A 26858-nucleotide genomic window follows, 5' to 3' on the forward strand; every position below is an offset into this window, starting at 1 on the left:
GTGCGATGAGGGGCACTTCGCTGACGGCGCCAAACTAGATTCCCCCAGTCTGATGACGTCAGACAAGGACGAATATAGGAGAGAATTTCCCACAGTTTAGAAAAACAAGTTTTCCGACTGCGGAATTAAGCAGAAAATGATGAAACGGTTAAACACAGGCTAAGGCGACGTCATAAAAAGCGACGCGCCCCGGACCGGGGAAAGCCTAATAGCCCCAGAGCTCGGTGATCTGAACGCCGGCGCTGGACAGCAGCCGGCGCAGGGTGGAGACCGAGAGGCCGACGACGGCGTGGGGGTCCCCGTCCACCCGCTCGATGAAGGCGCCGCCCAGCGAGTCGATGGTAAACGAACCGGCGACGTGCAGCGGTTCGCCGCTGGCCACGTAGGCGTCGATTTCCGCGTCGGTGAGCTGGGCGAAATGCACCGCGGCGGAGGCGACCGCCCCTACGGTGGCACCCGATCCTGCGCCGGGGATTTCCTGCCCGCCGGCCTCGAAGGCGGTGGGGCGGCAGTCCACCAGCCAATGACCGGTGTGCAGCACGCCGTGCCGCCCGCTCATCCGGTGCAGGCGTTCCCGGGCGACGTCGGGCTCATGCGGCTTGCCGTACGGCGCGCCGTCGAGTTCGAACACGGAGTCGCAGCCAAGCACCAAGGCGCCTTCGGCCGCGGGGAGCGCCGCAACAGCCTCGGCCTTGGCCCGCGCCAACAACAGCGCGGTGTCGTGCGGGTCGGTGACGCCGTAGCCCGCCGTGACCGCGTCCTCGTCGACATCCGACACCAGGACCTGGTGCGCGATGCCGGCTTCGGCCAGGAGCTTGGTGCGGGCGGGGGATGCTGAGGCGAGAATCAGGCGAAGATCGGTCATCCGACCAAGCTTATCCGGCGCCGCAAAGCGAACCCTGCTTAGGGTGTTTCCGCGCCGTGACCTCAGCGTAAAGAAGTGCCGCGGTTGACCCGTGAACCGGTTGCCTGACCGTACGATTTCGGCGGGAGCTTCTCCCGCCGGCGAGTACGCCCCCTTTACGGGCCGAAGAGACCCGGCACAGATGAGGGCCGGTGCACCGTTGGGGGATGCATCGGCCCTCCTGTTTATCTGCGCCTTGTCCGCGCCTCGTCCGACGTCCGGCCGGAACCGGCCCGGGTCAGCCGGCGGGTACCGGGTCCTCGCCCAGCAGCGCGCGCCGCAGGGTGTCCAGCCCGACCGAGCCGATATTCAGCGCCTGGCTGTGGAAGGCCTTGATGTCGAACGCGTCGCCCTCGCGCAGGCGTCGCTCGTCGCGGATTTCCTCCCAGAGCTTCTGGCCCAGCTTGTAGGCCGGCGCCTGTCCCGGCCAGCCCAGGTAGCGGGCAAATTCAAAGTCCAGCTGGCCCTTGCTGATCGCGATGTTCCGGCGCAGGAATTCGTAGCCCTTCTCCGGTGTCCAGGTACCCGAGCCCCAGCGCTCCGGGATCTCCAGCTCCAGGTGGACGCCGATGTCGAACACCACCCGGGCGGCCCGCATGCGCTGCGCATCGAGCATGCCCATCCGGTCGCCCGGATCGGCCAGGTAGCCCAAATCATCCATCAGGCGTTCGGCATACAGCGCCCAGCCTTCGCCGTGGCCGGAAACCCAGCAGATGTTCCGCCGCCAGTTGTTCAGCAGCTCGCGTCGGTAGGTGGCCGTCGCGATCTGGAGGTGGTGGCCCGGAACGCCCTCGTGGTAGACCGTGGTGGTTTCCTTCCAGGTGGTGAAGCTGTCTTCGCCTTCGGGCACCGACCACCACATGCGGCCCGGCCGCGCGAAGTCGTCGCTCGGGCCGGTGTAGTAGATGCCTCCCTCATGCGTCGGGGCAATCATGCACTCCAGCCGGCGCATCGGTTCGTAGATCTCGAAGTGGCCGGCGAGCTCCTCCACGGCCTTGTCCGAGAGACGCTGCATCCACGCCTGCAGCTCGTCGGTGCCGTGCAGCTGCCGCTGGGGATCCGCATCCAGCAGCGCCATCGCTTCTTCGATGCTGGCTCCGGGCCGGATCTGCTCCGCCACGGCTTCCTGCTCCGCGATGATGCGGTCCAGTTCGGCCACGCCCCAGGCATAGGTGGCTTCCAGGTCCACCGCAGAGCCCAGGAAACGGCGCGACATCAGGGCGTAGCGTTCCCGCCCGACGGCGTCCTTCTCCGGTGCCGCCGGCAGCAGCTCGGCCTCGAGGAACGAGGCCAGCCGGCCGTAGGCGGTCGCCGCGGCGTCGGCGGCTTCGGCCAGCCGGTCGCGCAGGTCCTGGGACAGCTCGCCCTCTTCCGGGGCAGCCTGCCCGGCCAGCGTGCGGAAGAAGCCGTCCTCGGCCGCGTACGCACGGGTCTGCTCGATCACGATCCGCACCTGCCGCTTGGCGGCGACGAGCCCGCGCTCCTTGGCCTCGCGCAGCGACGTCACGTAGCCGACAATCGCGTCCGGAACGTGCGCCATGCGGCCGGCGATGTTGTTCCAGTCCTCGACGGTGTTGGTGGGCATCAGGTCGAAGATGGCGCGGATGTCCTGCGCCGGCGAGGCGATGTTGTTCAGGTCTGCCAGGTCCCAGCCGGTCTCGTGGATTTCGAGTTCAAGGCCCAGCCGCTCGTGCATCGCGTCGAGGGTGACGCGGTCCACGTCGTCGGTCGGTTCCAGGTCCTCCAGCCGCCGGAGTGCCTCCCGGGTGGCCTCGGCGAAGGCCTCGGCGCCGGCAGGGGAGTAGTCCGGGTACTCGGTTTCATGTCCGGGGATGCCCAGGGAGGTTGCCAGCGAAGGATCCAACTCCAGCAGCGCCGCCGTGTAGGCGTCTGCGACGGCATCGATGGCGGACGGGATGCGCCAGGTTTCCGGGCTCTTGGTCAGTTCAGATGTCTGCTCAGTCACAGGGAGAGCCTACCGGCAACCCGCAGACCCGGCCATGCGAGCGCGCCTGCCCGCCGTCCGACACCGGGCGGACGGCCCTGCGGCAATCGTCACGGAATCGTAGCGTGCCGCCTCTGGCCTTCGGTCCTGCCGCCCCATAGGTTGGGGGGTCAACAACGGTGAGGAGGGCAAGGTGCGCAAGAGGACGACGGCGGCGCTGGCGGCGCTGGGGGTGGCGCCCGCCATGATGCTCGGCGGTTGCGCGGCGCCTCCGGAACTGCTGGCCGCGGACGGAGTGGCCCGAGCGGACGTGGCGGCGGGGGAGTATCCGGCCGAGGTCGAAGCGCTGCGGCGTTCGGCCTACAAGCTGGGGGCAGCCATGCTCGCGGCGGCGCCGGAGAAGAACCAGGTCACCAGTCCGGTGAGCCTGCTCTATGCCGTCGCCATGCTCCGCGCGGGCGCCGGCAGCACGACGGCCCGCGAGATGGATGCCGTCGTGGGGCTGCCGGACGCGGATCTCGAAGCCGCCATGAACGGGCTGTTGGCGGAGTGGGAAGGTTTCGACGGCGACCCCGGCGCGGTCGACGAGGAGCAGCCGCCGGCCCGGCCGCTGCTGCACCTGGCCAACGGCGTCTTCGTGGACGAAGGGACGCCCACCGGCGAGGACTACCTGCACACCCTGGCCAGGCATTACGGCACCGGCGTCCACCCGGTGGACTATTCCGATCCAGCGACCAAACAGGCCATGGATGCCTGGGTGGACCACCACACCGGCGGCCGCATCACCGAGGCACCCGGCACCTTCGACCCGGGGAACACGCTGACCCTGCTCAACGCCGTCTATTTCGCGGCTGCCTGGGAACAACCGTTCGACCCCTCGGCAACGGAGGACGGCGCTTTCATCACGGCTTCCGGCGAGTCGGTCGAGGTACCCATGATGGGCAATCTGGTGCAGGCGGCGTACGGGCGCGGGAACGGCTGGCAGGGCCTCGACCTGCCGTACAACGACGGATTCGTGATGCGCCTCGTCCTGCCCGACGACGGTGCCCCGGCAATGGACGAGGCGGGCCTAGGGGACGTGGCGGCGGCCATGGACAGTGCCGACGACGCCACGGTCCTGCTGGAGCTGCCAACGTGGAACCACACCCACCACCAGGATCTGCTGCCCATCCTGCGTGGACTCGGACTCGCCGAGACCTTCGGCCCGGATCCAGATTTGGAGGCCATCCAGCCGGACGCCTCGGTCACCGGCGCAGCCCAGCAAGCCAACATCGCCGTCGGGGAAAAGGGGACGGTAGCAGCTGCCGTGACGGAGCTCGACGTGATGGCCGGTTCGCTGCCGCCGCTGCCCGACGTCGAGCTCTCGTTCGACCGGCCGTTCCTGTACCAGATCGTCCACCTGCCGACGGGGCTGCCGCTGTTCCTCGGCACTGTCCTGGATCCGCGCTGAGGGCGCGCCCTCCCGGGCGGCCGGCTACCGGAAGGTGTGCCGCCACGCGCCGGGGCCGTGCGAGACGAACGGCCGCAGCAGCGGCCGGCGGTTTCGCCGGGGCCTGCTCTGTGGCGAGCCGGGCACCCCGGAGGCCTGCAGGGCGGCGACGACGGCGGTCAGGGCGGCGAGTTCCTCGGCATTCGGATTGCCCTTCGCCACGGTCAGCAGCGGATGCGGCCGCACGGCCGCATCGCCGTGCGGCACCGCGGCCGTGCCCGAAGACTCTGCTGTGTTCATGTCTGACCACCGGCTCATAGCGGAATGTTCCCGTGCTTCTTGTGCGGCATGGTCGCCCGCTTGTCGCGCAGCGCCCGCAGGCCGCGGACCACTTGGAGCCGGGTGTCGGACGGTGCGATCACGGCGTCGAGATATCCGAGTTCGGCAGCCTGGTACGGGTTGAGCAGCTCTTCCTCGTACTGTGAAATGATCTCCTGCCGGCGGGCCTCGACGTCGCCGCCTTCGGCAGCCACGGCGGCCAGGTCGCGGCGGTAGAGGATGTTGACCGCGCCTTGGGCGCCCATCACGCCGATCTGGGCGGTGGGCCAGGCGAGGTTCAGGTCGGCCCCGAGCTTCTTGGAGCCCATCACGATGTAGGCACCCCCGTAGGCCTTGCGGGTGATGACCGTAAGCTTCGGCACCGTGGCCTCGGCGTAGGCATAGAGCAGTTTGGCCCCGCGGCGGATGATGCCGTTGAACTCCTGGTCCTTGCCCGGCAGGAAGCCGGGCACGTCCACCAGCGTGAGGATGGGGATGTTGAAGGCGTCGCAGTGACGGACAAAGCGGGCGGCCTTCTCGGAGGCGTTGATATCCAGCGTGCCGGCGAACTGCATGGGCTGGTTGGCGACGACGCCGACGGTGTGGCCCTCGACGCGGCCGTAACCGATGATCACGTTCGGCGCATACAGTGACTGCATTTCCAGGAAGTTTCCGTCATCGACGACGTGCTCGATCACGGTGCGCATGTCGTACGGCTGGTTGGCCGAATCCGGAATCAGTTCGTCCAGGGTCAGGTCGTCGGCGGTGAGGTCGAGCTCCTCGTCGAAGTCCAGCGGCGGAGCCTCGGCCAGGTTGTTCGAGGGAAGGAACTCAAGCAGTTCGCGGACAAATTCGACAGCGTCCGCTTCGTCGGCGGCCAGGTACGTGGCGGTGCCCGTCGTGGCGTTGTGCTGGCGCGCGCCGCCCAGCGTCTCCATGTCCACTTCTTCGCCGGTGACCGTCTTGATGACGTCCGGTCCGGTGATGAACATGTGGCTGGTCTTGTCGACCATCACCACGAAGTCCGTCAGTGCGGGGGAGTAGGCGGCCCCGCCGGCGCAGGGGCCCATGATCAGCGAGATCTGCGGCACCACGCCGGAGGCGGCAACGTTGTTGCGGAAGATGTCAGCGAACATCGCCAGCGACGCCACGCCCTCCTGGATCCGGGCGCCGCCGCCGTCGTTAATCCCGATGACAGGGCATCCGTTGCGCAGGGCGAATTCCTGCACCTTCACGATCTTCTCGCCGTTGACCTGGGAGAGCGAGCCGCCGTAGACGGAGAAGTCCTGGCTGTAGAGCGCCACCAGCCGCCCATCGACGGTGCCGTAACCGGAGACGACGCCGTCGCCGAGCGGCTTCTTTTTCTCCATGCCGAAGGCGGTCGACCGGTGCGTGGCGAAGGCATCGAACTCGACGAAGGAACCTTCGTCCACCAGTATTTCGATCCGTTCCCGCGCGGTGTTCTTGCCGCGGGCATGCTGCTTCTCGATCGCCTCGGCACCGGAGGGCTGCAGGGACTGCGCCTGGCGGCGGCGGAAGTCCGCAATCTTGCCTGCAGTGGTCTGCAGATCAAGGTCTTGATCGAGGCTCATGAATTCTCCGGATTCTGCCGAGGGTGTCGGATGCCGGCGCTCTGCAGGCTGCTTAAGTAGGTTTCGCACAAAACAGCAGGGCACAGGCGCGCCGCTGAACCAAGTCTAGTGAGCATCGGCGTCACGCCTGCTGTAGGAACCCTACAATTTCGCCGCAAGTGCTTTTGCCCGGGGAACGCCGCGGATCGCGGCCTGCCGGCAGCCCCCGTGCCGCCGGCGGTCAGTAGGATGGGACACATGAGCCCGAGTTTTTCCGACGTTGACCGACCGGCCCTGGACTTCGACGGCCTCAGCGACGCTCTCTGCGCACCCCTGGGCCCGTACCGGAGGCTCGAACTGGTGGAATCCACCGGCTCCACCAACAGCGACCTGGCGGCCAAGGCGGTCGCGGACAAGGTGGGCTGGTCGGACCTGAGCGTCCTGGCCGCCGAGGTGCAAACCGCGGGCCGCGGCCGGCTGGACCGGCAATGGAGCGCCCCGGCCCGCTCGTCGGTGATCGTGAGCATCCTGCTGCGCCCCTTCAATCACGCCGGCCGGCCCGTGCCGACCCAAAGCTACGCCTGGTTCTCACTGCTGGCGGCCGCCTCGCTGGCGGAGGCGCTCGGCGAGTACGCGCAGCTCAAAGCCGAGGTCAAATGGCCCAACGACGTCCTGGTCTCCGGCCGCAAGATCGCCGGCATCCTGGCCCAAATCGTGACCTACCCCGACGGCTCGCCCCCCGCCGTCGTCCTCGGCACCGGCCTCAACGTGACCCTCTCCAGGGATGAGCTGCCCGTTCCCACCGCCACCAGCGTCGCGCTGGAAAAGGGCCGGACGACCGACCGGAACATCCTGCTGATGTCCTATCTGCGGGTATTCTCGCAGCGTTACCGGCAGTTTTGCGATGTCAGCGGCGACCCGGCGGCCGAATGGGACGACGGTTCCAGCCTGATCGGCCGGATGCGCGACGTCATGGTCACCCTGGGGCAGCAGGTGCGCGCCGAGCTTCCGGACGGGAAACACATCATCGGCGAGGCCTTCGGCCTGGACGCTTACGGCGCCGTGAAAATCCGCGACGCGGAAGGCACAGAGCACGTCGTGACGGCCGGCGACGTGGTGCACCTCCGGCCGCACGAAGGTCCCTGAGTTGCGCCGGACGCCCTGCCGGACCCGGGAGCCGCGTTGCGGCTGAAACTGGATCCGGGGGAGCGCGTGATAGTGGCGACCCGGCCGCAGGCACGGAAGCTTTCCTGGCCGGTGGCGGCGGCGCTGCTGGTGCTGGGGGCCGGCTCCTACCTGCTGGGCAACCTGAGCCGCCCCGGCCCGCCGGACTGGGTGGTCGAGTCGCGCCCCTTGCTGCTCGCCGGACTGGCCGTGATGGTGGCGGCGCTGCTGTCGCGACTGTTCCTCTTGCCGCTGCTGCGCTGGATGAGTACGCGGTATGTGCTGACCAGCCGGCGGCTCATCATCCGCCAGGGCGTCGGGCGCCGGCATGAACGCCAGCTGCTGCTGGTGGCCATCGCCGAAGTCCGCAGCGAGCAGTCCATCATCCAGCGCACCCTGCGCAGCGGCAATCTCACGGTCGATCTGGGGCACGGACGGACCAGCACGCTGGTTGACGTACCGGAGGTGCACCGGTTCAGATCGTTGGTGGTGGAGGCCATTGAGGAGCTGCCACGCACCGCCATGTTTGATGGTGTAGACATGGAAACGGAAACAGAGTGGAACAGCTGGGACAGCTGACAGGGAGGAAAGCACAGGATGGACATCAGCAGCGGGCAGGATGAACCGCGCCGGCCACCGGTTCCGCGTGATCCCGAGCTGCCCCAGCTGCTGCGCCGAGAAGTGCCGCCGCCGCCCGCGGACGAACCGGACGAAGGGCTGGAGGAAACCCGCCCGGAGGACCCGGAACCTGTGCTGGAGCCCGAGCCGGCACCGGACGGGCATCAGACCACCGGCGGACACCCGGCGGGGGAGCCCGAGCCGGCACCGGACGGGCATCAGGCCACCGGCGGCCACCCGGCGGGAGAGCCCGAGCCGCTGACCTTGTCCATGCCCCGGGTGCCGCTGCCCACCCCCGCGCCGGTCGCCGAGTCCAACGGAAAGGTGGACCGGCAGGCCATCAAGGATCTCGAGATCCGGCTGCTGGGTTCCGAACGGACCATGAAGCGCCGTGAAGTGGCTGCGGGTGCAGGAGTGTCGCTGCTGTCGGCCCGTAAGATCTGGCGTGCCCTGGGGTTCGCCAACCTCGGGGACGAGGACCTCGCCTTCACCCAGGCCGACCTGGAGGCCTTGACCACCATCATCGACCTGGTCCGCGAGGAGCGGCTGACCGAAGAAGCGGCCATCTCGATCACCCGGTCGGTCGGCCAGATGACGGACCGGATGGTGGTCTGGCAGGTGGAGGCGCTGGTGGAGGAGATGGTGCACCAGCGGGGGCTCACTGATGCCCAGGCCCGCCAGCGGCTGGTCCATGAGCTGCCGAACCTGATCGATTCCCTGGAAAAGCTGCTGCTCTACTCCTACCGGCGACAGCTCAACGCCGGGGTTGCCCGCCTGACCGTGCGGGCCGAGGCCTCCCTCGGTGCCGGCGCCGGGGCAGGTGGCGACGCCGATTCGCTGCCCCTGCTGCGGGCGGTGGGTTTCGCGGACCTGGTGTCCTACACGAGCCTGTCCCGCCAGATGAACGAGAAGACCCTCGCCCAGCTGGTCCAGCGCTTCGAAAACCGCTGTGCCGAGATCATCTCCGTGGGCGGCGGGCGCTTGGTGAAGACGATCGGCGACGAAGTTCTCTACATCGCGCCCTCCCCGCAGGCCGGGGCCGAGATTTCGCTGGCGCTGGCGAAGGCCATCGGCGACGACGACCTGCTGCCGTCGGCGCGGGTGGCCATGGTGTGGGGCAGGGTCCTTTCCCGGCTCGGCGACATCTACGGCCCCACCGTGAACCTCGCCGCCCGCCTGACCACGCTCGCGGAGCCCGGCACCGTCCTGGTCGATGCGTCCACCGCGTCCACGCTCGCCGGGGATGAGAGATTCGTATTGATCCCGCAGAAGGTGCGCACCGTCCGTGGATTCGGCGAGGTCAACCCGGTCACCGTTGCCCACGGCACCGGCCAGGGGCTGGTCGTCGACTAGGTCCGGGCCCGCCGGACGGTACCGCACCGGGACCGTCGGCGCCCGGGCAGGGCACCGCCGTCGTCGTTCCCGGGGTTAGGGCCGGCAGGGGAGCGCTCCCCATGCCCCCGGGTTTACGCCCGGTGGTTATACGTGCAATAGTCGGTAAGGGCCCTTGGCGCACCAAGGGCCGTCTTTGGGTGCCCTCTCGGCGTGTTATCGCGAAATTCCGCGGCGCGCCGTCGGGGAATCGGCGCGGGATCACAAAGGAATCAGGGCATTGCGGGGAAGAATGTTCGGGCGGACGCGGCGGCGCAAGACGCTGGCATCGACGACTACCTTCTCTGTGGCGACGGCGCTGGTGGTCGGCGGGGCCATCTACTACCAGGGGTTCCCCACCGCCGACGTGGATTTGAACGACGGCGGGGTGTGGGTCACCAACAACAGCCAGGGGATGGTTGGCCACCTCAACTACCAGTCCCAGGTGCTCGACGGCGGCTTCCGGGCCAACAGCGACGGCTTCGACGTCCTGCAGAACGCCGGCACGGTGTTCATGGAGAACCAGGACCAGTCGATGCTCAGCCCAGTGGACGTGGCGCAGATGGAGCGCGGGTCCGAACAGCAGTTGCCCGGCACCGCCGACGTGGCGTTCGGCAACACGCTGCTCTCCATCACCGACACGGCCAAGGGCCAGGTCTGGATCAGCCCGGCCGACGAGTTGGGGTCGTTCAATGAGGAAACGGCCGAGCCGCTGCTCACCGATGCCAAGGGCAGCGTGGCTACGGTATCGAGGCAGGACACCATCTTCGTGGCCGATCCGGCTGCCGGCGAGGTAACCCGCTTCGAAGTCAACGACGAAGGCGTGCCCGAACGCACCGGCGGGCACCGGGTGGAATCGCTGGCCACGGCCGGGGATCTGCAGATAGCCGCCGTGGGGGAAGAAGCGGTGGTCTTCGACGCCGAGTCGGGCCTGCTGGTTCTCCCCGGCGGCCGCGAGGTCACCGTGCCGGACGCCCGGGGCGGCGCGCTGCAGCTCAGCGGGGACGAGAGCCCGTTCGTGGCGGTGGCAACCGAATCGGCCCTGATCAAGCAGCCGCTGAATGGATCCGACGCAGCCACCGTGCCGCTGGAAGGCACCGGAACACCGGCCGCACCGGTCCAGCTCGCCGGATGCCTGCACGCGGCCTGGGCCGGCGTCAACCACTACCTGCGGGACTGCGGCGACGACGCCGATGATCTCGCGCAGCCGATCCTCGGGATCGGTTCGAACGCGTCGCTGGTCTTCCGGGTGAACCGGGACATCGTGGTCCTCAACGACGTGAACGCCGGAAACGTCTGGCTGGTGCTCGAAAACATGCAGCTGGTGGACAACTGGAGCGACCTGATCCCGCCGGAGCAGGAGAACGAAGAGGACGAAGAGGACTCGGCGGACGAGAATCCGGTCAACACGCTGCCCGACCGCACCGAGGAAAACCAGCCGCCGGTCGCCCAGGACGACACCTTCGGCGTCCGTGCCGGCCGCACCACCACGCTGACCATCCTGGACAATGACTCCGACCCCGACGGCGATGTGCTCACCGCCCGCGTGATTGGCGACGGCCCGGTCGTCGGCCAGGTGCAGGGCATCTACGACAGCACCGGACTGCAGATCGTGGTCAACGGGGACGCGGCACCCGGCCGGCACACCTTCAATTACGAGGTGGACGACGGCCGCGGCGGCACGGACACGGCGCGGGTAGCGATTGACGTGCGTGCCGAGGGCAGCAACCTGGCGCCGGAAGCGAAGCGGAAGACCACCATCCTGGTGGAACAGGGCCGCGAGATCAGCCAGAACATCCTCAGCGACTGGATCGACCCGGACGGGGACGACCTGTTCCTGGTCGGCGCCGACAACACCGCCGACGGAGACCTCGTGCGGACCCGGCCCGACGGGCTGCTGACCTTCCAGGACGTCGGGAAGACGTTCGGCAAGAAGGACGTCACGGTGCGGGTGTCCGATGGTTCCGAAACCACCGAGGGCGTGGTGGTGTTCGACGTCCGCCCGCCCGGCGCGCTGCCGCCCTTGGCCAACGCCGACCACTTTTCCGCGACCGTGGGCCAGGAAATCCAGATTGCGCCGCTGAAAAACGACCAGGACCCCAACGGCGGGGAACTCCGGCTGGCCAAGACCGGTTCCGCGGCGAACACCTCGATCGTGCCCGACTACGACGCCGGCACGGTCAAGTTCACGGCCGATGCCGCCGGCGCCCACTACTTCACGTACCTCGTCACCAACGGGCCCTCCAGCACCACCGGCCTGATTCGCATCGATGCCACCGAGGACGACGGCGGCGGCGCGCCGGTGGCCGTGCGGGACGTTGCGCTGCTGCCGGAGAACGGGCAGGTGCTGGTGGATGTGCTGGCCAATGACACCGACCCCGCCGGCGGGGTCCTGGTCGTTACCTCGGTGGACGCCGACGGTTCGCCCGTCGCCGTCGAGGTGCTGGACCACAACATCCTGCGCCTCTCTGACGTGAAGGGGCTGCACCAGCAGACAACCATCCGGTACACCGTGTCGAACGGCTTCGCCTCTGCCACGGGCGAGGTCAGCGTGATCTCCGTGGCCGGCCAGGACAAGCCGATGCCGCCGCAGGCCGAGGCCGATACCGCCACCGTGCGGGTCGGCGATGTCGTGACCGTGGACGTGCTGGCGAACGACACCCATCCGAATGGCGACACACTGGAGCTGGTGGACGAGCTCGCCGAGACCCCGGACCCTGCCGACGGCCGCATCTTCACGGCCGAGAACACCGTGCGCTTCATCGCCGGGCAGCAGGCGAAAACGGTTTACGCGGTCTACGAGGTAACTGACACGACGGGACAGAGGGATTCGGCCCAGCTGAGGATCAACATCCTCCCGCGCGACGACGAGTCCAATTCCCAGCCCGCCCCCAAGAACCAGGAGGCCCGCGCCATCGCGGGGTTGACGGTCCGGATTCCCATCCCGCTGAACGGGATCGATCCTGACGGCGACTCGGTATACCTGACGGGCATCGACAAGGCCCCCACCCAGGGCGCGGCCGTTGCCGGGCCCAACTACATCGACTACACGGCATCGGCGAAGGGCGCGGGAACCGACACCTTCACCTACCAGGTCAGGGACCGGCTGGGCGCCGTCAACACGGCCACGGTCCGGGTGGGCATCGCCCCCGCGCCGGAGGGCAACCAGAACCCGGTGGCGCTGGACGACGGGATCGAGATCCGGCCGGGCCGGACGGTGGCGGTCGACGTGCTCAAGAACGATTCGGATCCGGACGGCGACCCGCTCCAGCTGGACCCCGACAAGATCGTCGGCACGCCCGAGTCGATTGGGGCCAAGGCCGAAGACGGCCGCGTCTATCTGATGACCCCGGCCGAGGAAGGCACGGTCAACGCCCGGTATACCGTGGGCGACGGCCGCGGCGGCTCCGCCGTCGGGACGGTGACGGTCCAGGTGAACGGGGACGCCCCGCTGCAGGCGCCGCTGGCCCGTGACGATCGGGTGGAATCGGCCGACATCAAGGGGCGCACCGCCGTCGACGTGCCGGTGCTGGAGAACGACGAGGACCCGGACGGCGTGGCCAAGGAGTTGGACGTCCTGGTCGATGGTGATTACCCGACCGCCCGGGCGGTCGCCGACGGCCAGGTCAACGTGGAGCTGACCGACGCGGTCCAGCTGATTCCCTACACCGTCCGGGACGTGGACGGGCTGCAGGCCACCGCGGTCATCTGGGTACCGCCGCTGGGCGAGCAGTATCCGGTGCTGCGGGACAACACCCCGCTGGACGTGACGGCCGGCGATGAACTGCAGCTGGACCTAACGGAACTGGTGGAAGTACGGCCCGGCCGCACCCCGCGGATCACGGTGGCCGAGCGCATCCGCGCGATTGGCACCAGCGACAATCAGTGGATGGCCGACGCGAGCACGCTGAGCTACAAGGCGGACCTCGACTACGCCGGCCGCGGCTCCATCACGTTCGAGGTGACCGACGGATCGGGCCCCGACGACCCCGAGGGGCTCAAGTCCACGCTCACCATCATGACGAAGGTGATCCCGGCCGCCGACCGGAACTTCCCGCCCGAACTGACCACCGGAACGCTCGACGTGGCCAAGGGCGAAGACGCCGTCAGCTACGACCTGCGCCCGCTGGCCAGCGACCCGAACCCCGAGGACCTGGAGAAGCTGCAGTTCGCCGTCGAAGGCGGGACGCCGGAAGGATTCGACGTCAGCCTGGAGGGCAGCGTGCTGCGCGTTGCGGCCGATGCCGCGCTCCAGACCGGCGCCACCGGCGTGGTCAACTTCTCCGTCACCGACGGGCGCTCCGATAAGGTGACCAGCCGGGTGAGTGTGCGGGCGACCGCCTCCACCCGCCCGCTGCCCGTCGCCAACGACGACGAGGTGCCGGACGCCGTGCAGGGCGAAGCGCTGCCGGTAGACGTACTCGCCAACGACGTGAACCCGTTCCCGGAAACCCCGCTGACCATCGTCAGCGCCGTGGCCGGCAACGGGGGCACCGCGGAGATCGACGGGGAGCGGATCATCGTGACGCCCGGCGCGGACTTCTCCGGCACCATGACCGTCGAATACACGGTGGAGGACAAGACGCGCGAGGGGAGCCGGCAGGCAACGGCGAACGTCTCGCTCGTCGTCAAGGGCCGGCCGGAGACGCCCGGCACGCCGCTGGTCGACTCGGTCCGCAACCAGACCGTGGTGCTGTCCTGGACGGCGCCCGGCGACAACGGCGCGCCGATCACCGGGTACACGGTGAACGCGGTCGGCGGAGGCTTCAGCCAGCAGTGCGCGACCACTACCTGCACCCTGACCGGCTTGCAGAACGACGTCGAATACACCTTCACCGTGACGGCGGAGAACAGCGTGGGCACGTCCGACCCGTCCGCGGAGTCGGCGGTGGCGCGGCCGGACGTCCGGCCGGCGACCCCGGCCGCCCCGCAGCTGAAGTTCGGCGACAAGTCACTGGACGTCAGCTGGACCGCGCCGGCCAACGAAGGCTCGGCCATCGAAAGCTACACCCTGGAGATTTCGCCGGCGCCGCCGAGCGGCCAGCTGCAGAAGAACGGCCTTTCCGGCACCAGTTACAGGTGGGAGGGGCTGGAGAACGGCCAGGCCTACGAGGTCCGGGTGCAGGCGCACAACCGCGCCCCGGAACCGAGCGACTTCAGCGCCTACTCCGCCGCGGAGGTGCCGGCCGGACCGCCCGCTGCTCCCACCGCTCCTGCCACCGAACGGGTGAAATCCGTGGGCGACCAGAGCCAGCTGAAGGTGAGCTGGGCCGCGCCGGCCAACAACGGCGGCGAGATTCTCGACTACACCGTGCGCGAATACCAGGGCGGAGGGCTGACCCGGACATTCCCGGCGGTGAGCGCGACGTCCCAGACCGTGACCGCACCGAACTCGGAGACCGCCTACACCTACACCGTCACGGCCCGGAACAAGGCCGGGTCGGGCGAGGCCAGCCCGCAGTCCAACGCGCGGCGGGCGGTCGGCGCACCCGCTGCCCCGACCGGCGCCTCGCTGAGCGAAGCGGAGACCGGCGGCGCCGGACGCGCAGTGACGGTGTCCTTCAACGAACTGACCGCCGCGCAGCGCAACGGCGCCCAGGCCGGCGAAGTCAGCTACCGGGCCCATTTCAGTGACGGCCGAACTATGGCCATCACGAACGGCCAGAAGGTGGGAGGCTTCACCAACGGCACGGCCGTCAACGTACGCATCACCTCCGTGGCCAACAGCGACGGCGCGAGCTACTCGAGCGCGCCGAGCGCCCCGTCGGCCAACGTTAAGCCCTACGGCGCTCCGGGCACGCCGAGCGTCTCCGGACAGAACGGCGCCAGGGAACAGCAGACCGTCACCTTCAGCTGGAGCGCGCCGGCGGCGAACAGCCATGACGTGGCCCAGATCCGGATCCGGGTGAACGGGGGCGCCTGGCAGGACGTGGCCAACTCGGGCAGCAAGACCGTCAATACCGGCGCCTACAACAAGCGCGTCACGTTCGACGCACAGTCGATCAACTCCCGCGGCACGGCCGGTGCAGTAGCGTCGACCGCGGCAAGCTCCGGCGACGCCCCGCCGCCACCGCCGCCACCGAAAACGGAATGGCACCTGGTGGTCGGCGGCCAGTTGCCCGCCGGTCATAGGACCTGCATGGATCCGCGGACGGGGACAAACTTCAGCCCGGGCCCGCCCGCTTCATGCGCCGGAGGTCATTGGGCGAATGACAGGAGCACGAATCCCACCCTGGTGTCGAAGTGCTGGATCCTGCGCTCCGGCGGAATCTACTGGTACCAGCAAAACGGCGGCGGCAAGTCGATCAACAACGGGCTGTACGTGAAGGGCATCCACGTAACGCTCGAGGGCAGGGGCTCCGACCTGGGCAGCGCACCGCCGAGCGGGATGCCTCCCTGCGGATGAGACCGGGCCGGCCGGGTGCAGACGCAGGGCGCCTGCACGCTCCGTAAGCAACTAAAAGTTTGACACCGATGCAACACGAAGAGAGACCGGGAACAGCATGACGATGACTTCCGAGCAGGCCGAGTGGTTCGCCGAGACGTTCGGGAAGCTGGCCGCCAATGTTGGCCAAGCCGTGCTTGGCAAAAACCAGGTGGTGCGGTTGGTTCTCACCGCGATGCTGGCCGAGGGCCACGTGCTGCTGGAGGACGCCCCGGGGACCGGCAAGACGATGTTGGCCCGGTCGCTGGCCGCCACCGTGCAGGGCTCGAACTCGCGCATCCAGTTCACGCCGGACCTGCTGCCCTCGGACGTCACCGGCATCACGATCTACGACCAGAAGACGCAGAAGTTCGAGTTCCACAAGGGCCCGATCTTCGCCACCGTGGTGCTGGCGGACGAGATCAACCGTGCCTCGCCGAAGACGCAGTCGGCGCTGCTGGAAGTCATGGAAGAAGGCCGGGTGACGGTCGACGGCGTGACCTATGAGGCCGGGCGCCCCTTCATGGTGATCGCCACGCAGAACCCGATCGAGCAGGCCGGCACGTACCGCCTCCCGGAAGCCCAGCTGGACCGCTTCCTGATCAAGACGTCGATCGGTTACCCGGACCGCGCGTCCACGGTGGAACTGCTGGCCGGAGCCGGCACCCGTGACCGGTCGGCGGCCCTGACGCCGATCATCACCCCGCAGGCCGTGCGGGACATGGCGGATCTCGGGGCCACCACCCACGTGGACCTGTCGGTACTGGAATACGTCTCCGCCCTGTGCGAGGAAACCCGCAACGCGGCCGAGTCGCGCCTCGGCGTGAGCGTCCGCGGCGCCTTGGCCATGGTCAGGGCGGCGAAGGTCTGGGCCGCCTCCCAGGGTCGGAACTTCGTGCTGCCGGACGACATCAAGGAACTGGCTCCGGTGGTCTGGAACCACCGGTTCGTGATGGACCCCGAGGCGGAGTTTGCGGGCGCAACCCCGGAGGCCGTGATGTCGCGCGTGCTGGCCGACGTGCCGGCGCCCCAGCAGCGGGTGACGGTCTAGGGCCGTGCCGACGGAAGATTTCCGGCCGGAAGCGGCGGCATGACCGAGACGACGACGAAGCGGGCCATCGAGCAGACGAAGCGGTTCGCCGGCCTCGGCGAAACCGTCCGACGGGTGGCTCCGGACGAAGGCAGCAAACTGCATCCGGCCTCGCTGGCCGCCCTGGCCGGTTCGCTGGCAGGGCAGTACGTGCGGCCGGGCTGGCAGCGGGTCCGTGGCGCCGCGGAGCGCTACCTGCGGCCAGTGCTGGAAACGGTGAGCCCGCTGGGCTGGGTGGTGGCCGGCGGCACGGTCCTGTTGCTGGTGCCCGGGGCGGCCTTCGGCTGGCAGGAAGCCAAGATCGCGGCACTGACGGGACTGTTCCTGCTGTTGCTGGCGATAGGTTTTGTGTTGGGCCGTTCCTCGTATGGTGTGGAACTGGACCTGGCGCGCACCCGGGTCGCTGTCGGCGACCAGGCGGTGGGGAGCATAGCGGTGACGAACACCGCGGACAAACCCCTGCTGCCGGCCGCGCTGGAGCTGCCGGTCGGAGCGGCCACCGCCGTGTTCCAGCTGCCGCGCATGAAGGCCGGACAAGTGCACGAGGACTTGTTCACCATCCCGACGCAGCGCCGCGCCGTCATCGTGGTGGGCCCGGTCCGTTCGGTGCGCCAGGATCCGCTGGGCCTGCTCCGCCGCCAGATGATGTGGACGGAACCGACCGACCTGTTCGTCCATCCGCGCACCACGGCGCTGGGCAGCTCGGCCGCCGGCTTCATCCGCGACCTCGAGGGCCTGCCCACCAAGGAACTGGCCAGCGCCGACGTCTCCTTCCACGCGCTGCGCGATTACGTCCCCGGCGACGACCGCCGCTACATCCACTGGAAGACCACCGCGCGCACCAACTCGCTGATGGTGCGCCAGTTCGAGGAAACCCGGCGCGCGCATCTCGCCGTCGCGGTCTCCACGAACACCGAGGAATACGGCTCGGAGGAGGACTTCGAACTGGCGGTCTCCGTCGGCGCCTCGATCGGTCTGCAGGCCATCCGCGAGGAGCGTAACCTGAGCGTCCTGACCCAGCGGGGCCCGCTGCGCAGCGAAACCGGCCGCATCCTGCTGGATGAAATGACCCGGATCGAGGGCAAGCCGCAGCGCTCCACCGCGGTGGAACTGGCCCGCAGTACCGCCGACGCGGTTCCGAATGCGTCCGTCATGTTCCTGGTCGTCGGTGATCACGTGTCCGCCACGCAGCTGCGCCAGGCATCGTCGGCCGTGCCGGCCGGCATCCGTGCGTTCGCCATCCGCTGCGGCGGCGGCCTCCACGTCGCCCGGGCGACCATCGGCGACCTGTCCGTGCTGTCCCTGTCCAGCCTGGACGACCTGGCCCTCGTGTTGCGGAAGGCCGCCGCATGAGCGGCAACGCCAACGCTTCGATTCCGGGGCAGCGGCCCGGCGGGGTGCGCCGCCGCGCCGCCGCAGCACAGAACGACGCCGGCCCTGCCACCCCGCGGAAGCGGCGCCTGCCCGCCGGCGGCGGACTGTCGGCCCGGCTGCCGCGGCCCGCGGGACAGGTGGCCATCGACGCGGCTGTCCTGGTGGTGCTGCTGGGACTGGGGCTGGCCGGATTCCATCATGTTTTCGGCGGAAACGGCCGCTACCTGACCGCGGGTTTCAGCGGCATCGCCGTCGGCCTCCTGCTCTCGCTGGTCGGCGCCCGTTACCGGATGGGCCTGTTGTCCACGGCCACCGCCGGCCTTGCAGCCTACCTGCTGCTCGGCAGCACCTTCGCCGCGCCCGGCGAAGCCATCGGCGGCGTCCTGCCGTCGCTGGACTCGCTGCGGACCGTGCTGACCGGTTTCGTTTTCGCGTGGAAGGACATCCTCACCGTCGCCCCGCCGGTCGGGATCTCGGGCGGGATGCTGGTGGTGCCGTTCCTGGGCGCCCTGGTCGCCGCCCTGCTGGCCGGCACGTTGGCGTGGCGCCTCCGCGGGCCGTACTGGCCGTTGCTGCCGGTACTGGGGTTCTTCCTGCTGGGCATCGCGTTCGGCACCGATGTCCCGGTGCTGCCGGTGCTGCGGGGCGTCCTGCTGGTCGCCGTGGCCGCAGCCTGGCTGGCGTGGCACCGCCACCTGGCCCGGGGGGATGCTTCTGCCGGTGTGGCCACCGCAACGCCGGCCGATCCCGCCGCACACCGGGCGGGGCTGCGGCGAAGGCTCGGCCTGGGCGCGGGAATGCTGGCGTCGGCGGTGGCGCTCACGGCGCTGGCCGGCCCGGCACTCACGGCGCGGGACGATCGCGAGGTGCTGCGCGACGTCGTCGTTCCCCCGGTCAATCTCTACGACTATCCGAGCCCGCTGATGGATTTCCGGAGCTACGTGAAGGACCGGGCCGAGGAGACGCTCTTCACCGTCGCGGGGCTGCCCGAGGGCCAGCGGGTGCGGTTGGCGGCGCTGGATACCTTCGACGGCACGGTCTACAACGTCAACCCCGAAAGCGGGGGCAATTTCAAACCCGTCGGCGACGCCGGTTCGCTCGGCCCGGCGACCGGCGGCACCGCGCGGCTCGACATCCGGATCGGGGACTACAGCGGCGTCTGGCTTCCCGCCGGCGGGCACATCGACGGGATGGCGTTCGAGGGGGAGCGGGCGAGCGAGCTGGGCGGCTCGCTGTTCTACAACGACGACTCCAAGACGGCGCTGACCACCCGGTACCTGCTGGCCGGAGACAGCTACTCGGTGGAGACCACGTTCCCCGGCCGGCTGGAGGACGCCCAGCTGGCACAGTATGACTTCGCCTCCGTCCGGCTGCCGAAACCGGCCAGGGTGCCGGACATCGTCGCGGCCAAGGCGAACGAATTTGTCGGCGAAGCGACGGTGCCGATCGAACAGGTGCGCCAACTGGAACGGAACCTGCACGAGAACGGCTTCTTCAGCAACGGCAAGGAAGACGAAGCCCGCAGCCTCTCCGGCCACCATGCGGGGCGGATGATCCAGTTGCTGGATGCCGACCAGATGATTGGCGACGACGAGCAGTACGCCGTCGCCATGGCGTTGATGGCCCGGCACCTGGGCATCCCGGCCCGGGTGGTGATGGGCTTCTACCCGGATCCGAAGGAAGGCCGGTCCGCCGGGGAAGCAGTTCAGATCAAGGGCGAAGACGTGCACGCCTGGGTGGAGGTGGCGTTTGAGCATGCCGGCTGGGTCGCCTTCGATCCGACGCCGGACGAGGACAACGAGCCGACGCCGCCGCAGCAGGAGCCGAAGTCGACGCCCAAGCCGCAGGTCCTGCAGCCGCCTCCTCCGCCGCAGGAACCGGCCGAACTGCCGCCGGACACCGCCCCGGAGCCGCAGGACGCCGAGCAGCAGGAAAAGTCGTTCTGGGAACTGTGGGGCTGGCTCTTCGCGGCCGTGGGCCTGGCCGCCCTCCCGCTGGCGGTGTTGCTGCTGCCGCTGTTGCTGATCGCCTGGCTGAAGCTGCGCCGGCGCAAGCGGCGGGCCAGCGAAGGCCTGCCGAGCCAACGCGTGGGCGGCGGCTGGCGCGAGGTGGTCTCCCTGGCCACCGATATGGGAGCGAGCACCCCCGCCAACGCCACCCGGCGCGAGCACGCGGCCGCGCTGGCAGGGCAGTTCCCGGCCACCGCGGACGGCACCACCCTGCTGGCACACCGGGCCGACGCGGCGATCTTCGGGGCAGCCGAACCCACGGAGGTGCAGGTGCAGCAGTACTGGGACCAGGTGGACGACTCGCTGGCGAAGATGAAGGACTCGCTGGGTTTCTGGCGGCGGCAGCGGGCAAAGTACACGCCGCGGTCGCTGGTTGCCGACGCCAAGAGGCGGCTGGCGCGGCGGCGGACAACGGCCGCCACTAGAATCCGTACAGTAGACTCACAGGCCGGACGGCCGGAACAGGGCGGGAGCAGCACGTGGCAGCAAGACTGAATCTGGTCAGCGCCCCGGTCGGCAAGCGGCTGGGGGCGTGGCTGATCGACAAGATTCCGCCGGCCGTGCTGATGCTGGCCGCCTACGCTGCCAGCGTGCCGGCCGTGATGGAGGCCGCGGCCTCGGGCAGCGCCTCCGCGGCCGCGGAGTCGCTGGGCGGCCTGTTCCTGTGGATCGGGCTGGCGACCGTGCTGTCGCTGGCCTACACCATCTGGCTCTGGGGCTGGGAAGCGACCACCGGCAAGACTCCCGGCAACGTGCTGCTGGGCCTGCGGACCGCGAACGAGGACGGCCACGCGGCCGGCTGGGGAGCCATCTTCCTGCGCGGGCTGATCATCGCCGTGGGCGGACTGGTGTTGGCGGTGGGCGCTGTCGTGGTGGTGGTCTCCAACGTCTGGGACCGCAACCACAAGCGGCAGGGCTGGCACGACAAGGTGGCCAAGACACTGGTGCTCGACGTGGCACAGGGCCGCGATCCGCTGACCACCGGCGGCCTCTACGGGCCGGCGGCCTTCGCCCCGGATGGTACGGACGCCCACGCCGGCTTTGCCGGCGCGGCACCGGACGGACAAGACCCGCGCCGGCCCGCCGCTGAACCGGCTCCGCAGCCCTCCGGCGTCATCTCCGCGATCCCGGGATTCGGTCCCGCAACGGAAGCACCGGCGGCCAGCGCCGGCTCCGACCTGGCCCCCGCGCCTGGTCCTGTGCCGGCGGCCGACCGCCCGGGCACCCCCGAGGCGCCGCCGTCGTCCGCCCCGGCTCCGGCGCGGATAGCCGCGGAGACCGGCGTGCACCACCACCCGGACGAAGAATTCGCGGCGACCCGGGTCCGCACGGTGGCCCCGCCGGCGGGCCCCCTCACCATTACCTTCGACGACGGGCGCGATGTGGTACTTGAAACAACGGCCCTGATCGGGCGCAACCCGGCCGCAGGCGCCGGCGAGGTCATTGACCAACTGATCGATTTCGCGGACATGGGACGTTCCGTCTCCAAGACCCATCTGCTGCTGCGGGTCGACGGCGGCACCGTCTGGGTGACGGACCGCAACTCCACCAACGGGACCGCGGTGACCGGCGGCGACGGCATCCGCCGTCAGCTGGCCCCCGGGGATCCCGTGGCGGCGCAACCCGGCGCGACCGTCGAGTTCGGCGACCGCAGCTTCATCATCGGACGGGCATGAGTACGGCGTCGGGAGCGGAATCCATCCGGCTCACTGTCGGTGCCGGGTCCGACCGCGGGTTGCGGCGGCAGCTGAACGAGGACGCCTATCTGGCCGACGGGACGCTGTTCGCGGTCGCCGATGGCATGGGCGGACACGAGGCGGGCGAAGTGGCCAGCCGCATTTGCGTGGAGACGATGCGCGACTACGTGTCCAGCCACGAACTCGGCGCGCACGAGCTGGAACAGCTGATCGGCCGGGCGGACGCGCGGATCAGGGTGGCGGCTGCATCGCGGGCGGGCACCACAGTCTCCGGGGCCGCGCTGGTTTCCGAACGCGGCGTGCCGTATTGGCTCGTGTTCAACGTTGGCGATTCCCGCACCTATCGGCTCAGCCACGGCACACTCGTCCAGATCAGCGTCGACCACTCCGAAGTGCAGGAACTGCTCGAGGCCGGACAAATCACCGCCCAGGAAGCCCTGGTGCACCCCCGCCGGCACGTCATTACCCGGGCGCTGGGCACCGGCGAAGACAACCAGCCGGATTTTTGGATGGTGCCCGTGGAACCGGGAGACCGGATCATGATCTGCTCCGACGGGCTGACCTCGGAGGTCAGCGACGACCACATCTACGCCATCCTCACCTCCGTGTCCGGCCCCCAGGACGCGGTCGATGCGCTGATCCAGGCCGCGCTGCGCTCCGGCGGGCGCGACAACATCACCGTGGTCGTCGTTGATGCCGCCGGTCCCGCAGGCGACGCCGAGGACGCCTCGACCGCCCCGCGGCAGGAGGATACGACGACGCTGCCCCGGCTGGATGCTCCTAAACAGGGAGCGGCGGAGGAAGACGCCTGATGGCGGGCATGACGTACAGCCCCGGGCCTTGGCTGGGGCTGGTCAGCGGCGGCACGGCGGTGCTCCTCGAACCCGGCGCTCCCGAGGACCTGGTGCAGCAGTTATGGCAGGCGCTGGAGTCCGGCGCCACGCTGGAAACGTTGCTCGGAACCGTGGTCTCCGGGTACGGCGCCAACCTGTCGGCCATGCCGCAGTTCGGCATCGTCTCCTGCTCCGGCGGCATCCACGCGGTGCTCCGCGGCGACGTGGTGGTATCCGCGGATCCGGACGGGCAGGAACTGAGCGGACGCGGTGTCTCCAGCTGGACCGAGGGACGACTGCCGGCCGGCAGCGTGGCCATTGCGGCCGGGCCTAACGGCTCCCACGCCGAAGGCCGGCCGGGACCGTGGCTGCCGCTGCGCGCCGGCGCGGTCCAGCTGGGTGCCCTGCGCATGGGCCCGGCACTTGCCGCCGGACGGGAGCCACGGGTAGGGGCCGCAGCCGATCCGGCCCGAAGGGACCGGACGGCCGGCGTTTCTGCACCTGCACCCGCCCCGGTTCCGGCCGTTGGAGCCGCCCCGGTTCCGGCCGCGCAGCCCGAACCGGCAGGACCGGAGTCCGCCGGCGCCGGGTGGGCCGAGAGCCTGGACATGACCAGCCTCTACCTGCCGGACGATGAGTCCGACGGCGCCGCTGCCGCCGACGAAGGGGCGCCCGCAGACGAACCGGTGCCCGCAGCCGCAGGGGCCGCCGGCGCCCCCGCGGATCCGGACGCCGCGGCGGCAGACGATGGCCTGGACCAGACGGTTGTCCACGCCGCCGCGCAGCGTGCCAACCTGCAACCGCCGCCGCCCCCTGCCGCCGCCGGCCATGCCCCGGCCGGTGCCGGCGATGCCCCGGCCGGTGCCGGCGCATCGCCACGGCCCGCGGCGACTGGCCCGACCGGGCGGCCCGGACAGCCGCTGGACCTGATCGATGCCGTTCCCTGGCTGACGCCCTCTGCGTCCGCCCGTGCCGCTTCCGCGGCGGCGTCGGCCGCGGGAGCGGCGGGGGATTCGGGGCCGGCCGCGGCTGCCGGCCGCGGCCCTGCCGCCGCTAACCCACCAGCGGGGTTCGACGGCGGGAACCACAGCGGCGGAGACCCCGACGGCGGCGACCCTGACGGCGGCGACCACGACGGGCAGACGCTGATGCGCAGCGACCTGCCCGAGGTTCCAGCCGCACCCGCACCCGAGGCGACGCCGTCGCCAGCGCCGAGCACCGCCCCCATGGTGCTGGCCCGGATGTGCGGACTCGGCCACGCCAATCCGCCGACCAGTTCGGCGTGTTCCGGGTGCGGCGGGGCGTTGGACGGCGAGGCCCGGGAGGTGCAGCGGCCGGCGCTGGGGCACCTGCGGTTGTCCACCGGCGAAGTAGTGGAACTGGACAGGCCCGTGATCGTCGGACGGCAGCCTTCCGCGAACCGGGTCCAGGGCAGGGTGATGCCGCGGCTGGTGCCGGTGCACAGCGCCAGCGGGGACATTTCGCGCTCGCACGTGGAAGTCCGGCTGGAAGGGTGGCACGTCATCCTTGCCGACCTGAACTCCACCAACGGGACCTTGCTCCTGCGCGGCCAGCAGGCGCCCCGGCGGCTGGGCCACGGCGAAGCGGTCATGCTGCTGGACGGCGACATCGCGGACCTGGGCGACGGCATCTCCCTGCGCTTTGAGGACCTGCCGTGAGCGTGAAGCGCCCGCCCGCACCGCCGCCCGCCATCGACGGGTACCGCTACGTCAGGCTGCTCGGCTCCGGCGGATTCTCCGATGTCTACTTATACGAACAGGATCGGCCCAGGCGCCGGGTTGCGGTCAAGGTACTGCTGTCCGGGCTGAAGACCGAGGACGCCCGACGCCGCTTCGAATCCGAAGCGAACCTCATGGCGCAACTGTCCACGCATCCGTTCATCGTCACGATATACGAGGCCAATCTCACCGCCGACGGACATTCCTACCTGGCGATGGAGTACTGCTCGCGTCCCAGCTTGGACGTCCGGTACCGCAGCGGCCCGCTGGGGGTCGACGAAGTGCTGGCCCTCGGAATCCAGGTGGCCTCGGCCGTGGAAACCGCGCACCGGGCGGGAATCGCGCACCGCGACATCAAACCCGCCAACATCCTGGTCACCGATTACAACCGGCCGGCCCTGACCGACTTCGGCATTTCCTCGAGCACCGACGGCGGGGATGGCGACACCGGCATGTCCATCCCGTGGTCGCCGCCGGAAGCATTCCGGGGCGATGCCGGCAACGGTGCCCGCAGCGACATTTGGTCCCTGGGCGCCACGATCTACACCCTGCTGGCCGGCCGGTCCCCGTTCATCCAGCCCGGCGGAAACAACTCCCAGCGGGACCTGATGGACCGCATTGCCCATGCGCCGCTGCCGCCGCTGCACCGTGCCGATGTGCCCGCGTCATTGCAACTGGCCCTGGCGACGGCGATGGCCAAATCGCCGGGGTCGCGGTTCACCTCCGCCTATGCCTTCGCGCTGTCCCTGCAGCGGGTCCAGGCGGAATTGAACCTCTCGGTGACGCCGTTCGAGGTGCTGGAGGAAGCGCGGCCGGCTGAAGCGGACGGCGGCGACGACGGCGAGGCGACGCGCGTCCGGGGGATTGTCTCCATCGACCCGGCCGCCGGCACGGTACCGATGGCGCCCGGTTTTGCCTTTCCCGAACGCACCGGGCGGCTGCCCGGGGACCCGCCGCCGGCAGCAGGCAGCGCTCCCGGGCCGTGGCTGCCCGGCGGCGCCGAGGGGCGGCCCCCGGGGCCGGACCCGGACGGCTCCACCGTGCTGCGGGACTCCGAACGGGATGTGGCGGCGGAACCGGACGGCGCTGCGCGGCGCCGCCCCTGGGCTTGGGTGGCGGGGGCTGTCGCGGCGGCGGCCGTGCTCGCCGGCGCCGCTGCCGTGCTCAACCGGCCCCCCTCCGAAGCTGCGGTGGCCGAGGCTCCCGTCAGCCGGCCCCCGGCGAATGCCCTGGAGGGCCTGTCCGGCAACGTGGTGCCGCCCGAGGACCTGGCCGGCCGGGTCGAGGGCGGCGAGGCGGTCTTCAGTTGGACCAATCCGGACCCGCGGGACGGCGACCTGTTCATCTGGACGCCCGTTACCGCGTTGGGCCGGGGCGAGCCCGAGCGCACCGGCGAACCCGAGGCGTCCGTGCCGCTGGCGCAGAACGACCGCACCTGCATCGAAGTGGTGGTGGTGCGGGCCAATGGCCGGGCCTCGGATCCGGTCCGCGGTTGCGCGGATCAGTAGCTGCCCGGACTGGGTGGCTTTTGCGGGTAGGTTTGGAACGATAAATCACGCGCTGACCCCTGGTGGTCGGCGCAGACAAGGGGGATAGCGGTGGCGGATGTGAGCATTGAGTTCTGCGGCGAATGGTACGAAGCCACGAACGACGACGTGTTCACCATTGGGCGCGAAGGCGACCTGGAGATCGACGACAACCCCTACCTGCACCGCAAGTTCCTGCAGATCGCCCACTACGACGGCATCTGGTGGCTGGCCAACGTCGGTTCCCTGATCTCCGCGACCATCGCCGATTCCACCGGGGGCATGCAGGCATGGCTGGCGCCGGGAGCGCGAATCCCTATGGTCTTCAGCCAGACCAACATCGTTTTCACGGCCGGCCCCACGACCTATGAGTTGTCGGTCCATGTGAAAACGCCGTCGTTCCGCCAGGAACACCGGGACACGGACGCGGTCGGCGAGACCACCATCGGCCCGGTGGTGTTCACCGCGTCGCAAAAGGCCCTGATCCTGGCCCTGGCCGAGCCGATGCTCAAGCGTGACGGGACCGGGCTCAGCTCGATCCCGTCGTCCGCGCAGGCGGCGGCCAGGCTGGGCTGGCCCCTGACCAAGTTCAACCGCAAGCTTGACAATGTCTGCGACAAACTGGACCGGGTGGGCGTCGCCGGACTGCGCGGCGGCGGCGGAAAGCTTGCCACCAACCGGCGTGCGCGGCTGGTCGAACACGCCGTCACCTCCCACCTGGTCACCGCGGCGGACCTGCCGCTGCTCGACGAACGGCCGGACGCCGAAGACTGAGCGGCCGCCGGCCCGGCGGGGCACGCGGGCTCCGCCGTCGTCGCCTGAACCGGGCTTCTCGGGCAAGATAGT

At 69.7% G+C, this 26858-nt stretch carries 17 protein-coding genes; 13 read left to right on the forward strand and 4 right to left on the reverse strand.

Translation table 11 applies throughout. The annotated features are described in order from the left end of the window. Positions 1-205: 205 nt before the first annotated feature. Both AC5RUP_RS12690 and AC5RUP_RS12695 read right to left on the reverse strand, forming a co-directional pair. A complete protein-coding gene (locus tag AC5RUP_RS12690; RefSeq protein WP_494153727.1) occupies positions 206-865 on the reverse strand; it encodes a Maf family protein in 660 nt (219 codons plus the stop codon). 277 nt (positions 866-1142) lie between these two features. Next, positions 1143-2870, reverse strand: a complete 1728-nt coding sequence (locus tag AC5RUP_RS12695; RefSeq protein ID WP_494158607.1) for a DUF885 domain-containing protein — start codon at positions 2868-2870, stop codon at positions 1143-1145. 172 nt (positions 2871-3042) lie between these two features. Between AC5RUP_RS12695 and AC5RUP_RS12700 the strand changes: the two genes are divergently transcribed. Next, complete coding sequence (locus AC5RUP_RS12700) at positions 3043-4299, forward strand: serpin family protein (RefSeq protein ID WP_494158608.1); 1257 nt, start codon at positions 3043-3045, stop codon at positions 4297-4299. 24 nt (positions 4300-4323) lie between these two features. Here the strand turns inward: AC5RUP_RS12700 and AC5RUP_RS12705 are convergent, their stop codons facing one another. Then, on the reverse strand, positions 4324-4596 hold the full coding sequence (locus AC5RUP_RS12705) for an acyl-CoA carboxylase epsilon subunit (RefSeq protein WP_494158609.1): 273 nt from the start codon (positions 4594-4596) through the stop codon (positions 4324-4326). After that, positions 4593-6188 carry an acyl-CoA carboxylase subunit beta gene (locus AC5RUP_RS12710; protein ID WP_494154794.1) on the reverse strand — a complete coding sequence of 532 codons (1596 nt, stop codon included), beginning with the start codon at positions 6186-6188 and terminating at the stop codon, positions 4593-4595. Before AC5RUP_RS12710 ends, AC5RUP_RS12705 begins: the two co-directional genes overlap by 4 nt. Before the next feature lie 237 nt (positions 6189-6425). Between AC5RUP_RS12710 and AC5RUP_RS12715 the strand changes: the two genes are divergently transcribed. The 12 genes from AC5RUP_RS12715 to AC5RUP_RS12770 all read left to right on the forward strand — a co-directional run bounded on the left by AC5RUP_RS12715 (position 6426) and on the right by AC5RUP_RS12770 (position 26786). Continuing rightward, positions 6426-7313: a biotin--[acetyl-CoA-carboxylase] ligase gene (locus AC5RUP_RS12715; RefSeq protein ID WP_494154795.1), complete on the forward strand. Its 888-nt coding sequence runs from the start codon at positions 6426-6428 to the stop codon at positions 7311-7313. A 36-nt stretch (positions 7314-7349) separates the two neighbouring features. Then, positions 7350-7910 (forward strand): PH domain-containing protein, encoded by a 561-nt coding sequence (locus AC5RUP_RS12720; RefSeq protein WP_494150096.1) that lies wholly within the window; start codon positions 7350-7352, stop codon positions 7908-7910. Positions 7911-8219: 309 nt separating this feature from the next. Next, complete coding sequence (locus AC5RUP_RS12725) at positions 8220-9302, forward strand: adenylate/guanylate cyclase domain-containing protein (RefSeq protein ID WP_494068290.1); 1083 nt, start codon at positions 8220-8222, stop codon at positions 9300-9302. A gap of 271 nt (positions 9303-9573) precedes the next feature. Beyond that, the gene (locus AC5RUP_RS12730; protein ID WP_494158610.1) at positions 9574-15726 is read left to right on the forward strand and encodes an Ig-like domain-containing protein; all 6153 of its coding nucleotides are present in this window, start codon (positions 9574-9576) and stop codon (positions 15724-15726) included. Positions 15727-15823: 97 nt separating this feature from the next. Continuing rightward, a complete protein-coding gene (locus AC5RUP_RS12735) occupies positions 15824-16795 on the forward strand; it encodes an AAA family ATPase (RefSeq protein ID WP_494154837.1) in 972 nt (323 codons plus the stop codon). A 39-nt stretch (positions 16796-16834) separates the two neighbouring features. After that, entirely contained in the window at positions 16835-18187 is a 1353-nt protein-coding gene (locus AC5RUP_RS12740) for a DUF58 domain-containing protein (protein ID WP_494154838.1), read from the forward strand. Further along, positions 18184-20712: a DUF4129 domain-containing transglutaminase family protein gene (locus AC5RUP_RS12745; RefSeq protein ID WP_494158611.1), complete on the forward strand. Its 2529-nt coding sequence runs from the start codon at positions 18184-18186 to the stop codon at positions 20710-20712. The genes AC5RUP_RS12740 and AC5RUP_RS12745 overlap by 4 nt, the downstream gene beginning before the upstream one ends. Continuing rightward, a complete protein-coding gene (locus tag AC5RUP_RS12750; protein ID WP_494158612.1) occupies positions 20697-21893 on the forward strand; it encodes an RDD family protein in 1197 nt (398 codons plus the stop codon). The genes AC5RUP_RS12745 and AC5RUP_RS12750 overlap by 16 nt, the downstream gene beginning before the upstream one ends. Beyond that, on the forward strand, positions 21890-22726 hold the full coding sequence (locus AC5RUP_RS12755; RefSeq protein WP_494155210.1) for a PP2C family protein-serine/threonine phosphatase: 837 nt from the start codon (positions 21890-21892) through the stop codon (positions 22724-22726). Before AC5RUP_RS12750 ends, AC5RUP_RS12755 begins: the two co-directional genes overlap by 4 nt. Further along, positions 22726-24426, forward strand: a complete 1701-nt coding sequence (locus AC5RUP_RS12760; RefSeq protein WP_494158613.1) for an FHA domain-containing protein — start codon at positions 22726-22728, stop codon at positions 24424-24426. The genes AC5RUP_RS12755 and AC5RUP_RS12760 overlap by 1 nt, the downstream gene beginning before the upstream one ends. Next, a complete protein-coding gene (locus AC5RUP_RS12765; protein WP_494158614.1) occupies positions 24423-25994 on the forward strand; it encodes a serine/threonine-protein kinase in 1572 nt (523 codons plus the stop codon). Before AC5RUP_RS12760 ends, AC5RUP_RS12765 begins: the two co-directional genes overlap by 4 nt. A gap of 90 nt (positions 25995-26084) precedes the next feature. Beyond that, the gene (locus AC5RUP_RS12770) at positions 26085-26786 is read left to right on the forward strand and encodes a hypothetical protein (RefSeq protein ID WP_494133321.1); all 702 of its coding nucleotides are present in this window, start codon (positions 26085-26087) and stop codon (positions 26784-26786) included. Positions 26787-26858 lie beyond the last annotated feature (72 nt).

It is taken from the genome of Arthrobacter sp. Y3223151 (genome assembly GCF_059091125.1).

Coding starts and splice junctions, on each gene's coding strand:
- AC5RUP_RS12710 (WP_494154794.1), bottom strand. CDS start 6,188: ATGAGCCTCGATCAAGACCTTGATCTGCAGACCACTGCAGGCAAGATT.
- AC5RUP_RS12740 (WP_494154838.1), top strand. CDS start 16,835: ATGACCGAGACGACGACGAAGCGGGCCATCGAGCAGACGAAGCGGTTC.
- AC5RUP_RS12755 (WP_494155210.1), top strand. CDS start 21,890: ATGAGTACGGCGTCGGGAGCGGAATCCATCCGGCTCACTGTCGGTGCC.
- AC5RUP_RS12715 (WP_494154795.1), top strand. CDS start 6,426: ATGAGCCCGAGTTTTTCCGACGTTGACCGACCGGCCCTGGACTTCGAC.
- AC5RUP_RS12705 (WP_494158609.1), bottom strand. CDS start 4,596: ATGAGCCGGTGGTCAGACATGAACACAGCAGAGTCTTCGGGCACGGCC.
- AC5RUP_RS12730 (WP_494158610.1), top strand. CDS start 9,574: ATGTTCGGGCGGACGCGGCGGCGCAAGACGCTGGCATCGACGACTACC.
- AC5RUP_RS12690 (WP_494153727.1), bottom strand. CDS start 865: ATGACCGATCTTCGCCTGATTCTCGCCTCAGCATCCCCCGCCCGCACC.
- AC5RUP_RS12735 (WP_494154837.1), top strand. CDS start 15,824: ATGACGATGACTTCCGAGCAGGCCGAGTGGTTCGCCGAGACGTTCGGG.
- AC5RUP_RS12745 (WP_494158611.1), top strand. CDS start 18,184: ATGAGCGGCAACGCCAACGCTTCGATTCCGGGGCAGCGGCCCGGCGGG.
- AC5RUP_RS12760 (WP_494158613.1), top strand. CDS start 22,726: ATGGCGGGCATGACGTACAGCCCCGGGCCTTGGCTGGGGCTGGTCAGC.
- AC5RUP_RS12725 (WP_494068290.1), top strand. CDS start 8,220: ATGCCCCGGGTGCCGCTGCCCACCCCCGCGCCGGTCGCCGAGTCCAAC.